This is a genomic window from Bacteroides sp. AF32-8BH, assembly GCF_003435205.1.
In the GTDB taxonomy this organism is placed as follows: Bacteria; Bacteroidota; Bacteroidia; order Bacteroidales; family Bacteroidaceae; genus Bacteroides; species Bacteroides ovatus.
This window is the reverse complement of the sequence record NZ_QVLZ01000011.1, coordinates 15,233-29,861: the sequence shown is the minus strand read 5'-3', so window position 1 is coordinate 29,861 and position 14,629 is coordinate 15,233. Positions and strand designations below refer to the sequence as shown.

General features: G+C 41.0%; 14 protein-coding genes. 7 read left to right on the top strand and 7 right to left on the bottom strand.

Annotated elements, in window-relative coordinates; translation table 11 throughout:
• Positions 1–7 precede the first annotated feature (7 nt).
• The 6 genes from DWZ47_RS09515 to DWZ47_RS09490 all read right to left on the bottom strand — a co-directional run bounded on the left by DWZ47_RS09515 (position 8) and on the right by DWZ47_RS09490 (position 6,057).
• Complete coding sequence (locus DWZ47_RS09515) at positions 8–814, bottom strand: patatin-like phospholipase family protein (RefSeq protein ID WP_004295848.1); 807 nt, start codon at positions 812–814, stop codon at positions 8–10.
• Positions 815–980: 166 nt separating this feature from the next.
• Positions 981–2,525, bottom strand: coding sequence for a 4Fe-4S binding protein (locus DWZ47_RS09510; RefSeq protein ID WP_117513004.1), 1,545 nt, complete (start codon positions 2,523–2,525; stop codon positions 981–983).
• 7 nt (positions 2,526–2,532) lie between these two features.
• Positions 2,533–3,468, bottom strand: coding sequence for a DUF362 domain-containing protein (locus tag DWZ47_RS09505; RefSeq protein ID WP_004295850.1), 936 nt, complete (start codon positions 3,466–3,468; stop codon positions 2,533–2,535).
• Between the two features lie 14 nt (positions 3,469–3,482).
• Positions 3,483–3,992, bottom strand: coding sequence for a hypothetical protein (locus DWZ47_RS09500; protein ID WP_004295851.1), 510 nt, complete (start codon positions 3,990–3,992; stop codon positions 3,483–3,485).
• A gap of 393 nt (positions 3,993–4,385) precedes the next feature.
• The gene (locus tag DWZ47_RS09495; protein ID WP_008647972.1) at positions 4,386–5,096 is read right to left on the bottom strand and encodes a DUF169 domain-containing protein; all 711 of its coding nucleotides are present in this window, start codon (positions 5,094–5,096) and stop codon (positions 4,386–4,388) included.
• Positions 5,097–5,169: 73 nt separating this feature from the next.
• A complete protein-coding gene (locus DWZ47_RS09490) occupies positions 5,170–6,057 on the bottom strand; it encodes a polyphosphate kinase 2 family protein (RefSeq protein ID WP_004303329.1) in 888 nt (295 codons plus the stop codon).
• Between the two features lie 202 nt (positions 6,058–6,259).
• Here DWZ47_RS09490 and DWZ47_RS09480 point away from each other — a divergent pair, with 202 nt between their 5' ends.
• A complete protein-coding gene (locus DWZ47_RS09480; RefSeq protein WP_008647971.1) occupies positions 6,260–7,231 on the top strand; it encodes an aldo/keto reductase in 972 nt (323 codons plus the stop codon).
• Here the strand turns inward: DWZ47_RS09480 and DWZ47_RS09475 are convergent.
• Positions 7,221–8,006, bottom strand: a complete 786-nt coding sequence (locus tag DWZ47_RS09475) for a helix-turn-helix domain-containing protein (protein ID WP_117512948.1) — start codon at positions 8,004–8,006, stop codon at positions 7,221–7,223. The two genes, DWZ47_RS09480 and DWZ47_RS09475, sit on opposite strands and share 11 nt — an antisense overlap.
• 206 nt (positions 8,007–8,212) lie before the next feature.
• Between DWZ47_RS09475 and DWZ47_RS09470 the strand changes: the two genes are divergently transcribed.
• From DWZ47_RS09470 to DWZ47_RS09445, 6 genes are all read left to right on the top strand, one after another.
• A complete protein-coding gene (locus DWZ47_RS09470) occupies positions 8,213–9,016 on the top strand; it encodes a DUF4846 domain-containing protein (protein ID WP_008647969.1) in 804 nt (267 codons plus the stop codon).
• 128 nt (positions 9,017–9,144) lie between these two features.
• Positions 9,145–10,647: a glutamine synthetase family protein gene (locus tag DWZ47_RS09465; protein WP_022200158.1), complete on the top strand. Its 1,503-nt coding sequence runs from the start codon at positions 9,145–9,147 to the stop codon at positions 10,645–10,647.
• 198 nt (positions 10,648–10,845) lie between these two features.
• Entirely contained in the window at positions 10,846–11,739 is an 894-nt protein-coding gene (locus DWZ47_RS09460; RefSeq protein WP_004303320.1) for a DUF6268 family outer membrane beta-barrel protein, read from the top strand.
• Between the two features lie 341 nt (positions 11,740–12,080).
• Complete coding sequence (locus DWZ47_RS09455; RefSeq protein WP_233525030.1) at positions 12,081–12,797, top strand: histidine kinase; 717 nt, start codon at positions 12,081–12,083, stop codon at positions 12,795–12,797.
• Complete coding sequence (locus DWZ47_RS09450) at positions 12,794–13,855, top strand: sensor histidine kinase (protein WP_008647965.1); 1,062 nt, start codon at positions 12,794–12,796, stop codon at positions 13,853–13,855. Before DWZ47_RS09455 ends, DWZ47_RS09450 begins: the two co-directional genes overlap by 4 nt.
• Positions 13,852–14,574: a LytR/AlgR family response regulator transcription factor gene (locus tag DWZ47_RS09445; protein WP_004309337.1), complete on the top strand. Its 723-nt coding sequence runs from the start codon at positions 13,852–13,854 to the stop codon at positions 14,572–14,574. Before DWZ47_RS09450 ends, DWZ47_RS09445 begins: the two co-directional genes overlap by 4 nt.
• Positions 14,575–14,629 lie beyond the last annotated feature (55 nt).

The window sequence follows — 14,629 nt, the reverse complement described above, 5'->3', positions numbered from 1 at the left end:
TAGGAGATTATTTCCATATTTTCCCCTTTTCTTCCAACAGTTGACTAAGTACTTCGTTAGCTGTATTATAGCCTTGCCCGAAGATTTCTTCAGCTTTTTCCAGTTCGGTGTTACTGTACCCGTATAGGTTGTATGGTTCGATTAATAAATCGCATTTTTCTCTTTCGGGAAAGGTATTGGCGCGGAACATGAAATGGAATGAACGCATAGCAATGCTTACAATATTCATTTTGTAATCCTGTGCCATGATGGGACTTACGTTGACAGCTACCACTTTATTGCAAACCCTGCGCAGGGTAGAGACCGGAAGATTCATCATCAATCCTCCATCCACATAGTTAGTGCCGTCTATGTTGACCGGAGAAAACATGACAGGCATACAGCAGGAAGCGGCGACCCGTTCCGCTATGCTTCCCCGATGAAAGTGAACCATGCGACCGTGATCGAGGTCAGTTGCTGTGATAATCAGGGGAAGTTGTAGCTCTTCCAGATTTTTTGCTTTTAAGTTAGTCCGGAGAAAATCAATAAATTCACAGAGGTCAAATAGTCCCTTCTTGGGAATCACCAGTTTGGTTAAATCCTGGAATTTATGTCCGGAGAAATAATCAAGTACTTTGTGCGGCTCGTTGCCGTCCGCGTAAAAGACACCTGCAAGTGCCCCTGCACTTACTCCAGAGATGATTTCCGGTTTAATATCATGTTCCAAAAGAGCTTGCATGACTCCCAAATGGGCAAATCCTTTAATAAATCCTCCGCTTAGTGCATAGCCAATCTGATATTTCCGGCTATTCCAGTTATTTGTGAATACCTCCATGAATTGCTTTCTTTAGTTCGCCACGAATTTAGTGAATTTATTGAAAGTAGGAGGAATATAATGGATAGTTTTTTTTAAATCCATACCATCTGTCTTGTTCACATTTGAAATAAACCGTCATAGAACATAAAACACGGATGGAAACTCTGCTCCGGCACCATGCCGGTCAGAATCCGAAATCGTCTATCTCAACTTTGTGCTCTTCGCTTTCTTTGAATGGTTTTGCTTCTTTTTGTACGGGATTTCCTTCGATATAGATGGCACGGAATGGACGGGCTGGGCAAACATATTCACATCCTCCACAACCTACACATATTTCTTTATTTACATGAGGAATCGTCAATCCGTCCTTATACGGCACCATCGCTACTGCTTGTGTGGGGCAGTGTTCGGAGCAGGCTCCGCAACTGGTTCCATCAGTATAAACAATGCAATTTTCCTCGATGAAAACAACATATCCCATTTGTGTAAGATGTTTTTGCTCTACATTTATGGGAAGAATTGCTCCATTGGGACAGACATCTCCACAGACAGTACAGTCAAAGTTACAAAATCCTTTCTCAAAGCTAACAGTAGGTTGCATCATGCCTGCCAAGCCATATTCCATAAAAGCCGGTTTCAAGATATGAGAAGGGCATTTGCTGACACAAAGATGACAGGATGTGCATTGCTGTTGGAAGTGTTCCCGACTGATAGACCCCGGAGGAGTGATCGGATTTTCCTTTTTGTATGCCTTCTTACCTTCCAAGCTTGCTACAGATTCCTTGGCTTGGGAGATGAGTTTGGGGGGTGCTCCGGCAGTAACAAGACCGGCAACCAAAAAACGGCGTTTAGATGAATCCAAATCCGGTGATGATGGTGCAGAAGTTTCTACATCAGACTGTTTTTTTAAAGAAGGGGCGTAAACTAATGCTTTTTGTTTGCATACTCCCAAACAGTTGAAACAATCTACACAACGACTATAATCAATAGCGTGTTCTTTACTATTGATGCAAGCTGCTTTGCATTTGGTGGCACAAAGCCCGCATCCATTACATTTGGCAGTATCAATACGGACTTTGAATAATGAAAATCGGCTCAATAACCCCAATATTGTTCCTACGGGACAAATCGTATTGCACCATGTCCGTCCATGTTTCCATGCCATTACAAAGATGACTGCAAGAGTAATAATAGCGATGAGAAGGGAAGAAATGCTCAAGATGGAGGTGTCTACCTGATAAAATGTATAATTGTCAAATCTGGCAAAGAGTGATTCCAGCAGATTATTCCCCAGCATATAGATAGGTTTGAATATGTGCACTACCACACGTCCATACGCACTGTACGGATCGAGCAAACCAACAATAAATGTAAATCCACATAGAAACCCGACCACTGTCAGTCCGAGCACACCCCAGCGCAATTTGTTTTTTGCAGGACTGTAACTATATCTTTTTTTCTTTTTTCCCGTTGCTTTGGAAATTCGTGCAATCACATCCTGCAAGATACCCATAGGGCAGATTGTAGAACAATATACACGCCCGAATAAAAGCGTTAACACAATGAGAAATAATAAGATACCTATACTTAGTGAAAGGATGGCTGGAATAAATTGCAAATGTGCCAGCCGATGAAAACTGTTCGGTAATATTTCTGCGAAATCGAGAAAAAAGAAAGAAATCAGCACAAATAAAAGTGCTGATATTCCAATACGTAGCCTTCTTAACATGGTTGTTTTACATTTTAATTCGCTTGACATTCAATTTGTCAATGTTCATGGTTCCTATTTTCAATGCTTCCCCATTGGCGAGATGTCCTACTGTATCCAGTGGCATCTCACGTACTTGATTGAAGAACTTGGCAGCAGCCGTATCCACGGCTACAATATCCGGTGAGATAAACAATCCTTTTGCCAGTACAACATCGGATGCAGAGCGTCCCCGGGGACCGTTTGTTTTCATGATCCGGTAGGCGTCTACTACGTTGAGTACAGCTTTCTTCTGTAATGTACAGATATCTGCGATGCATTGTTGCAAATCGTTCTGGTGGAAGAATCCGCGATCCCACACAATCCCCATGTGATTTTTCATGGAGATAGTCAGATTGGCACCTCCGTGATTCTTCAGAATAGGAACATTGATCCATACATCACAATCCAGAATCGCTTCGTGCACTTTGGCTTTCTTCATCTTTTTGCCTTTTGGCAGATCAATTGGTTTGTAATACGACTCCAGATGTGCAGGCATTACTTTGGCTCCGGCTTTTTTGGCAGCAGCTTCAATACCACTGTTTTTGTAGCATTTCTGCCAATCGTCACAAGTATGGTCGAACACGACCACTTCTTTAGCTCCGGCGGCAAAACATTGTCTGACGATTTCTTCAATCAGTTTCGGATTCGTATTTCCTGCCAGTTCCGGCACTTTATCCCAACCGATATTAGGTTTTACAACCACTTTCTGTCCCGGTTTCACGAATTGCTTCATACCCCCCAGTTCGCTTATGGCACGGCGGAACATCTCTTCGGGTTCTCCGCCCATAACGGCCACCAGATCAGGATTGCTTCCGTTTGCTTTATTGATTGTTTGAGTTAACACCTCCATAGCCTCCGAACGCTGTATAGTCAAGGCGGCTCCGGTGATAGCTACTGTTTTTAAAAAATCCCTTCTGTCCATCTTTCTATATTAGTTTAGAGTTTGGCAATTGCTTTCAGGAGGGCGTATCCGCCGAACCATTGCAGTAACATTCCCGGAATACCGATACGGAAGTCCTGTACTGCTTCGTAGAAACTTCCGACGATGGCCCATTCAAATGCAACGCCTATGACCTGATAAGTGAGTACGACACCAAGAATGGCCAGTAATGAAACCGATTTTATAGTACGTGCTGCAAGAGCTGAAGCTCCGGCGAGTAAGGACGATTTGATTAATAGGATGGGAAGTACCGCTTCCGAGGGCATGGCAAACAATAAATGATTGATGACTGGTGAAAGAATAGCAGTCAATAATCCTACAAGAAAACCATATTTATAAGCCGCAATCAGCGTGAAAAAATAAATAGGTAACAGGGTAGGACCACCATAAGGTACAAGATGGCATAATTGTGGAAGTGCAATGTTACCCGCTACAAATAGTAAGGCGAACAGGTAGGTTTTCACATTGCTGTGTTTCAGCGAATAGAGTTTGACGGATGTTTCCATTTTCGTTGATACTTTAATGTTGAATAGAACGATAATATATTAATAATAAGACTTTTCTCCAGATAAAAGGTTTAATCCGACTGATATATTATTTTAATCCTGTAGGAAAAGAAAGTTTCAGGCGCTTGAAACTTTTAGTTTCCCGGCATGAAACTAATGGTTTCTCGGTGTGAAACTGATGGTTTCAAAGCGTGAAACTATAAGTTCCACACTGGGAAACAAAATAGGACAGGCAGGGATTGATATTCAGAAAATATCTGTCTTGATAATGAATTGTCAGTATCAAGTGGCAGTTTCTTCCTATAACAACGAAAGAGAAGCCTTGTATGTTCGGAATAAGCATACCTAATGTCCCGATAATTGTATAATGATATGCAATTTCGTTATGGGAGATTATCCGTTCATTCTTTCTTTAATCTTTCCCCATGCATGCGTATCGAATAGACAACTTTGGCGCATCGTCTCATACATCTCTTTAAATCTGGACATAGGTATGGTATAGCTTAGTTTGTCAGCTTCGAAATGAGGGCGAACCGATGGGTCGAAGAAACCGAGGAAAGTGCGTTTGCCTCCTTTACGATTTTCTATCGTGGCTTGCGTCACTACAGCACTACAGCCGGAACCAAAGGTAGAAACGACGCAATCTGCTGCGTTATTATCATAAAAAGCCCAAGTGGTCAAGCCCGAAAGCATATCCGGATTTGCCAGAAATACGACACCTTCTATTTCTTCAAGGCTTTCTACCTTATCTATACGTGCAAAATGAAGATACTTGTTTTCTGTTCGGGGAACTCCGATTTGCTGTATAAAGTCGATGACCATTTCAGGAGTCTGTTTGTATTTCTCTTTGAGCGAAACGAAAGTCGGTACACGTTCTGGCATTTCGGTGAAGCCAGTATAGAATTTACCGCCGCCACAACCGATGTTTTCAGCATTCAGGCTGATAATACCACCATCTCTTACCGTCTTCATACCTTTGAAGAAGCAACCGTTTATCTTTTCTGTTTCTCCTTTTTGCTCGTCCGAGTACCAGAAAACAAGAGGCAATTCAGCATTTTTTCCGAATGCCTCTCTGAAATTTTGAATAAAAGTTTGGATGTCCATAAGCTTATCAATTTTGGTTCTTTATGTAGGTCTTTCTACAAAGTTAGAATAAAAAAGGATAAGCGCAAGTGATTTAAAAGTTAATGTTTGATACACTTTTCTTACACTCTTCCAGCTTCTCCAATCCCTCTTTCGACAGTTTGGGGTAATGTAAATCCAATTGCTGCATCCGGTCACAAATAATTCGTCCTACTGCGTAACGCATGAACCATTTATTATCGGCAGGGATTATATACCATGGAGCCAGTTCCGTTGATGTCTCCGTCAGTACATCGGCATAAGCATTCATATAGTCCTCCCAGAATTGACGCTCTTTGATGTCCGCCGAAGAGAATTTCCAGTTTTTAGATGCATCGTCCAGTCGCTCCATGAATCGATTTTTCTGTTCGGCTTTCGATACATTGAGAAAGAATTTCAGGACAATCGTTCCATTCTCCGTCAGATAGCGTTCAAAATCGTTGATCTGTCGATAACGACGCTTCCAGAAGTCGGGATCAATGTCATTTATGGTTTCGACACCTGGTAACTTGTTGGATAGAATAATTTCCGGATGCACTTTGGCAATCAGCACATCTTCGTAGTGCGAACGGTTGAAAATGCCGATTCGTCCTCTTTCCGGGAGAGAGCGATTGATACGCCAGAGATAATCATGGTCCAGTTCTTCAGCAGACGGTTGTTTGAACGAATACACCTGGCATCCCTGTGGGTTAATGCCGGACATCACATGCTTGATAGTCCCGTCTTTTCCTGCAGCATCCATCGCCTGAAAGATAATCAGGATTGAATACCGGTCTTGTGCATAAAGCATACTTTGCAGCTCCGAAAGCTTCTCAATATCCTTTGCCAGTTGCTCTTTAGCGTCTTGTTTGGATAAATCGCCAGTGAATGACGAGTCAAAATCCGATACCAAATGTTTCTTTCCGGGCTTTGCCAGCAGGTCTTTTAGAATATCCTTTTTCATGTGACGGTAGTTTTAATAGTTCTATTCAAATAAAACAGTTGAGGCAGTCAATTGGTTTTTATAATCAGTATGTTTGAGACATTTCATGAGAAAGAGGCTTCTTGACGGATAATGACCAAAAATGAACGGATATTGCTCTGGTATCATGAAGGAATTTATCCGAAATTTGCAATCGAATTAGTACTATATAATAAAAGAAACAATGAAGTATTTGAATAAAGAAACCAATGGTATCACCCTTTCACGTATCGGACTGGGTGCCATGAGAATGGCTGACGTTCAGCAGGGAGTCGACACGATACATGCCGCGCTGGACAGTGGAATTACGTATCTGAACACAGGGGACTTTTATGGTCACGGAGAAAGTGAACTGGTGATCCGCGAGGCTTTGAAAACCCGGAAGCGCGAAGACATTTTTATCGCCGTCAAGTTTGGTGGAATGCTCACTCCAGATGATCGGTTCTATGGTATTGACGTCCGTCCGCAGAACGTACAAAATTATCTGGCTTACACCTTGAAACGATTAGGCACAGATTATGTTGACCTCTATCAGCCAGCACGTATCAATCCGCACATCCCGGTGGAAGATACTATTGGTGCCGTTGCCGATCTTGTAAAAGCTGGTTATGTGCGTAGTGTCGGGATCACCGAGATAGATGCTGAAACGTTGCGTCGGGCGCATGCCGTTCATCCTATCAGTTTGGTTGAAGTACGATATTCCTTGCTGGATCGTGACATTGAAGAGGGGATTCTACCCACTGCACGAGAATTGGGTATTGATGTGGTTACATTCGCCAACCTCTTTCATGGAGTAATTGGAGGTAGCAATCCTGCCGGAAAAGTTGCGGGATTGAGTCAACGGATGCCACCGCAAGCTGCCGAGAAATTAAAGCAAGCCGTTTCACGGCTCGAACTGTTGAAAGAAATGGCCGATGAGAAGAACGTATCTGTATCGCAACTCGCCATTGCATGGGTATTGGCGCAGGGGGATGACATATTGGCTTTGGTAGGCTCGCGTACTGTCGATCAGCTTCACGATACCGTGAAAGCGATTGATATTCACCTTAGTCCGGAGGATTTGCAACGTATCGAGCAGATAATCCCTAAAGAATATGCTTCCAATTCGGCAATGTTACCGATTAATCTGGACGAGAACGGGCTGTTTAAATTCTAACGCCATTCGTTGTCTTTTCACCTTTCTTGTACTCCAATGGTGAGAGACCTGTATTCCTTTTAAAGAACTTCACGAATGTAGACTGATCCGGGAAGTTCAATTCTATTGCGATTTGGTTGATCGTCTTGTCCGGTTCACGAAGTAGAATTTTAGCTTCTGTAATCACTGCATTGATAATCCACTTTGCTGCTGACTGCCCATCATATTCTCTGACCACTTTCGATAAATAATCAGAAGTAACACAAAGTTTGTCTGCATAAAAAGTGACTTCTCTGTGCATCCGGCATTCTTCCATAAGTAATTCCCTGAACCGTTGACGGAGGGTTTCACTGCGGGATAGTCCCAGCTCTCCGTCGCCATACCTATGCCAGCGGCAGTTGTCAAGGTCAAAGAATAGATTTATAATCTGATTCTTGATGACGTAAGAGTGGTAGACGTGTTCTTTATCAGGAATATAACTTTTAATGAGTTCAACCTGTTTTCTCAAACGCAGGCTTTCTTCCTCACTCAACTCTTGCCTGGTATGTAATTTCTTCAACTGACCCGCCTGTTGCAGACGGATGCCGGATGTCATAGCCATTATTTCCTTTTTCAATTCAGCAGAATGAATGATGAGATAGCCCTTGAAATCGGCTGAATAAGCTGTGTGCTTGACTTGAACCGGTGAACGACGGGAGTTATCCATATCTATGACGGACAATTGCTCCTGAAAGGTAGCTTCTGCGGATATTCTTTCAAAGTATTCGGGCAAAGCTAAATCTACCACCTGTTCCATAAAAACACTATTATAATTTGTGGAAAACAAAGTTCGTACTATTCTTACAGAAAAAAGAGAGTATAGGCCACTTTGTTTTAGTCAGAATCCGATATTACATATTTTTAAGACGATAGCGTCTTCAATCGGGAGAAAAACAGACATTCAACTTCGTTTTCCATAATAATTACTTATATTTGTCCGGATATGGAATAAGAAAAACCGATATGAAGTATTTGTTAATGTGTGCAGGCTTACTTTTCACAGTCTTTCAGTCATGGGGACAGGAGAGGCTTGCAGATAGAATCGCTCCTCCGTCAGGATATGTTAGAGAGACCTGCTCCGATAATTCGTTTACAACTTATTTGCGCAATTTGTCATTATTGCCTAAAGGCAGTAAAGTGTTACTTTACAATGGAAAAGAAAAAGCCAATCAGGCAGCCGCATTTGCAGTCGTAGATATGGAGATAGGCAATCGTGATTTGCAGCAGTGTGCCGATGCAGTGATACGCCTGCGGGCGGAATATCTGTGGAAACATAAACGGTATACAGATATAAAATTCAACTTCACAAGTGGATTTACTGCCGAATACAAGAAATGGGCGGAGGGAAATCGAATAAAAGTCAGCGGTAATCAGGTTCAATGGTATGCTTCGGGAAAAGGAGTGGATTATTCCTATAAAACTTTCCGTAACTATCTCGATATGGTTTTTATGTATGCCGGAACTGCCTCTTTATCTCGTGAGCTCCCAGCTGTGCTTTATACTTCCTTGCAACCCGGGGATGTCTTTATTAAAGGCGGTTCACCCGGTCATGCTGTGATTGTTATGGATATTGCCATTCATCCGAATACCGGAAAGAAAGTATTCCTTCTGGCGCAAAGCTATATGCCTGCCCAACAGATTCATATCCTGGTCAATCCAACCAGCCGGAACCTTTCTCCCTGGTACGAGCTGACCGAAACGGATACTGGGAAACTATACACTCCGGAATGGATTTTTGAGAAGAAAGACCTGAAGCGTTTTAAATAGGAGAATAGATATAAATGCAACATAACAAAGAAATAATTAAATCTTTTCTTACTTGATTTTCCATCTTTTCCTTATCTTTGGCATTCAACAAACCGTTTTAATCATACAACAACGAAAAACAACCGATTATGAATTATGATTTATCAATGAATGCTAACCAGTTGGTGGCATTCCTTCAAAAACCAACTTCAGAGTTTACAAAAGCTGACATTATCTCATTTATCCAGCAAAAAGATATCCGCATGGTTAATTTTATGTATCCGGCGGGAGACGGGCGTCTGAAAACTCTGAACTTTGTCATCAACAATCAAGCTTATCTGGAAGCTATTCTCACATGTGGAGAACGGGTAGACGGTTCCAGTCTTTTCTCATTTATAGAAGCGGGCAGTAGTGACCTTTATGTAATTCCCCGTTTTTGCACAGCATTCGTTGATCCGTTTGCCGAGATTCCGACGCTGTCTATGCTGTGCTCTTTCTTCAATAAAGACGGCGAACCCCTCGAAAGTGCACCAGAACACACTCTTTACAAAGCAAGCAAAACTTTTACAGAAGTTACCGGAATGGAATTTCAGGCAATGGGCGAATTGGAATATTATGTAATAGCTCCGGATACTGGTATGTTTCAGGCAACCGACCAACGTGGTTATCACGAATCGGGCCCTTATGCTAAATTCAATGAGTTCCGTACTCAATGTATGTCTTACATCGCACAGACAGGCGGGCAAATAAAGTATGGACACTCCGAAGTGGGTAATTTTACGCTGGATGGTTATATCTATGAGCAGAATGAAATAGAATTCCTGCCGGTTCCCGTATCGCAGGCAGCAGATCAATTAATGATTGCCAAATGGGTGATTCGTAACCTGGGATTTAGATATGGATACAATGTAACCTTTGCTCCAAAGATTACGGCAGGTAAAGCAGGTTCGGGCTTGCATGTCCACATGCGTATCATGAAAGACGGAAAGAACCAGATGCTGAAAGACGGTGTTTTGTCGGAAACAGCACGCAAGGCAATTGCCGGAATGATGGTGCTTGCTCCGTCAATTACTGCCTTCGGAAATACCAATCCTACTTCTTATTTCCGTCTCGTTCCTCATCAGGAAGCACCTACCAACGTTTGCTGGGGAGATCGCAACCGTTCCGTATTGGTGCGTGTACCTCTGGGATGGGCTGCAAAAACAGATATGTGTACATTGGCAAATCCGTTGGAAGCTGAAAGTCATTTTGACACCAGTCAGAAGCAGACTGTAGAAATGCGCTCTCCGGATGGTTCGGCAGATTTGTATCAACTGTTGGCTGGTTTGGCTGTTGCCTGCCGTCATGGTTTTGAGATTGAAAATGCGCTGGACATTGCTGAAAAAACTTATGTAAATGTGAATATCCATCAGAAAGAAAACGAAGATAAGCTGAAATCACTGGCGCAACTGCCGGATAGCTGTGAAGCTTCTGCCGATTGTCTGCAACAACAACGGGCAATCTTTGAACAATATAATGTATTCAGCCCGGCAATGATTGACGGTATCATCCGCAGACTTCGTGGTTATGAAGATAAAACATTGCGTGCGGATTTGGAAGGAAAGCCGATGGAGATGTTAGATCTCGTACATAAGTATTTCCATTGTGGATAATTAAAAAATGATATATGAATAAAAGACTATCTTCGGTTGAAAGGTAGTCTTTTATTTTTTTATATAATACATTCAGACCAAACAGGCTACAAATTTACAGGTTTGGTCTACTTAATGCCGGGTTTGGTCTACAAACTCTCTACGCAGATCGGTAAAACTCTACTTTTGTCTCATTCAAACCCTAAAACTGATAAAAGAATGAGGATTATTTTGTTAAGTGCGTTCGCCTTGTTTCTATTACTTCCTGAAAATATACAGGCACAGGTTACTGTGAAAACCGGGTATATATCTTCTTCCCGATATAAAGATGAAAACGGACAGTATCCCGGGAAAGGGGATATGTGCTTTGTGGAAGGGAACGTCAATATTCCCGTATCACAGAAAATGAATGAAAGAAATCAGCCAACTCTTTGGATGATTTCGGCAGGAGGAAGCTATACGGCAATGAATAATAAGAATCTTCAATCTTACATAGACATAGATCAAATTATAAATATGCAGTTGAGCGTAACCAATATTCGCCCTATCAGCAAAAAATGGCTTTTGTTGACGACTGTCGGTGCAGGCGTCTATACCTCTTCTGATGTAAAACTGAAGAATGTTCTGGGACAGGGAGGAGTTATTTTCATCCGGCAGTTCAAGTCCAATTTATCTCTTGGAGCCGGATTGGCTGTGAACAACACATTTGGTTATCCGATGGTATTTCCTGCTATTTATTTTGATTGGAGCACTGAAGGACGTTATCAAATTAAAGTTTCGATGCTGAATGCCATGGAAGTATCGGCAGGAATGAAAATGAATAAATATCTGAATCTAAGGATCGTGGCAGAGATGAACGGGTCATTGGCATTGTTGGAAAGAGAAGGAAAAGATACTATGTTTTCCCAGCAATTCATTATTGTAGGTTTACAACCGGAAGTAAGTATGGGGAATTCTTTTTCAATCACTGCTACTGCCGGTGTGTCGTGTAGCAGAATAGCTTATTACACTACCCGCACTTTAAAGGCTTTCTTCGAAGATATGTCTAAAGATACTGATCCATATTTTAAACCGGCAATGTATGTTTCGGTGGGAATGAAGTATAAGTTCTAAAAAAATGGTAACTTTATCGCCTGATGTCAGTTAAGATACTATTATATACGTTACTGAAGCAAATTGGGATATTTCTTGTAGTCTCCTTTTTAGTGTTCAGAGGCACTTTTGTCGAAAGCGATAGTTTAGGGCTAAATCTTTCTACGGGAGTTAGTCTTTTACTTTCTGTCATTCTATGGGGAATCATAAATCTGCATACTTACTGGTTAATTCCCGGTTATCTGTTTCAGCGTAGATATAAAAAGTATATCATATATTTGAGTTGCCTTGTTGGATTTATGCTGACCGCCATGGTTGGTGCTATTTGTTTTCTAGGGCAATATTATGTTATACCCGAACAGATGCAAAGACTAAACAGTGATCTCCCTTTCTTTCTGTTGATAAATGCATTGGCACTGATACTCTATTTCCTGGCTTTTTCTTTTACTATTTTTCTGCATCGTTGGGTGGCCTATCAACAACGATTAAATGAATTGGAGAATATTAGCATACAGACTGATCTAAATCATTTGAAAGATCAACTCCAACCGGAGTTTCTTTCGAGAATATTGAATAAGGTACGAACCTTGCTGGGAGAAGATGGAGAAAAGGCGTCATTGCTTATCTTTAAATTAAGTCGGTTGCTTAGATACCAACTTTATGAAAGTGAACGGCAACAGGTATTGTTGGGAGATGATATCGATTTTATGACTGATTATATGAAGTTGGAGAAACTATGTAATCCGGAGTTTAATTTTGAAGTCAACATCCTGAATGAAGTGCGTTATATACAAGTTCCTCCTTTATTGTTTATGCCTGTGATAGAATATGTGATTCAGACAACTGTATGTGGAGAGAATGGAAAGGGAGAAAATATAAGGATCGATTTTCAAATGGAAGAGAATCAGCTTCGATTTATTTGTACATACTGTCTGCGAAAAAAGGAAAGTCTGCAAGTAGCACCTGCTTTTGACAAGTTACGGCAACGATTGGACTTGTTATATCCGGGAGGTTATCAATTAAAAAGTGGCTATAATGATGAGGCACTGTGTACCATTGGTTTAATGTTGGAATTATGAAAGATACCTGGAATGTATACGATTGGGGGAAGAATCTGGTAAATGACCGTTTCAGGCTTATCAGTAATTTACTATTGCTATTTATTATACTCTTTTTGGGCTTTCAGAATGTATATGGAGATTTTACTAGAGAAGGTTTCCTATATGCATATCCAGTTAGTATATTGGTTTTTGCATTTCCTATCTATCTGAATATATATTGGTTAGTGCCCCGTTTCCTGTATAAGGCCAAGCGCAAGTTATGGTGTTATTGGATTTCGTTTCTCGGAGTCAATTTAGTGAGTGTATTATTAGGATTTATATTTCTGTCTCCATTATATCAACGATACGGTATTCGTGGGTTTTGTATACAGGATAACCACGCTGTTTCTTTTGATAGTATTGCTTATGGAGTATTAGTACTGCTATTAAGTGCAGGTGGCTGTACGAGCTTTGAACTATTCCGCCGTTGGGTTGTCTCCGATAAAAAGATTCTTGAATTGGAGAAGGCGACTAAACAGACAGAATTGCAACAATTAAAGAAACAGATCAATCCGCATTTTCTTTTTAATATGCTGAATAATGCCAATATTTTGGTAAAGGATGCTCCGGATGAGGCTTCACAGATATTGGAGAAACTGGACAATCTACTTCGCTACCAGTTGAATGACAGTACAAGAAGAGAAGTATTTCTTACTGCAGATATACAGTTTCTCACCAGCTTTCTTGAATTGGAGAAGGTGAGAAGGGATCATTTTGAATATACAATCTTTCAAGAGGGAAATATGGAGAATATCTGTATTCCTCCGTTATTGTTTATCCCTTTTGTAGAGAATGCGGTGAAACATAATTTGGATAGCGACAATTTATCTTATGTTCACTTGTATTTTTCTGTGCATAATAAACAGTTGACGTTTCGTTGCGAAAATTCTAAGCCCCGTGTTCCTGTTAAGCGGGAAGGGGGAATAGGGTTGGCCAATGTGAAACGCAGACTGGATTTACTTTATGAATCACGGTATACGCTACAGATAGAAGATAAAGAAACAACTTATAATGTCAACTTACATCTAAACTTATGAATTGTATTATTGTTGATGACGAGCCGGTAGCTCGCAAAGGTATGAAGTCATTGGTGGAGCAGATTCCACAACTGACATTGGTGGGTAGCTTTAATAATGCTATCGCAGCGTCTGCTTATATAAATGAATATACGGTTGATCTGATTTTCCTTGATATTCAGATGCCGGGAATTACCGGAATAGAATTTGCGCAAAGCATTCCCGTGAATACGTTGATTGTCTTTACAACGGCGTATGCGGAATATGCACTCGATAGTTATGAAGTAAGTGCCATTGATTATCTGGTGAAGCCCATTGAAATGAACCGTTTTCTGAAAGCAGTCAATAAGGCAATAGTATATCATAAACTGTTATTGTCGGAAACAGCCGAAAGAGTGGAGGAGATACAGGAAGAATATATCTTCATCAAATCGGAACGACGCTATATCAAGATAAACTTCAGTGATATTCTTTTTATTGAAGGACTAAAGGATTATTCCATTCTCCAATTGGAAGGTCAGCGGGTGATTACTAAGATGAATCTGAAAAATATTCATGAGCAACTGCCCGCTAAACAGTTTCTCCGGATAAACAAGTCCTATATTGTCAATACTTCACGGATTGACTCTTTTGATACCAATGATATTTTTATTAAGTCTTATGAGATAGGAATAGGAGGTGGAAACTATAAGAAAACGTTTTTTGAGGAATTTGTAGCGAAGAATTTGCAGAAAGACTAATCCGGTAGTTTACATGGAATGGCTTGGTATAAAAAGAATAAGAACGTTAAGTATT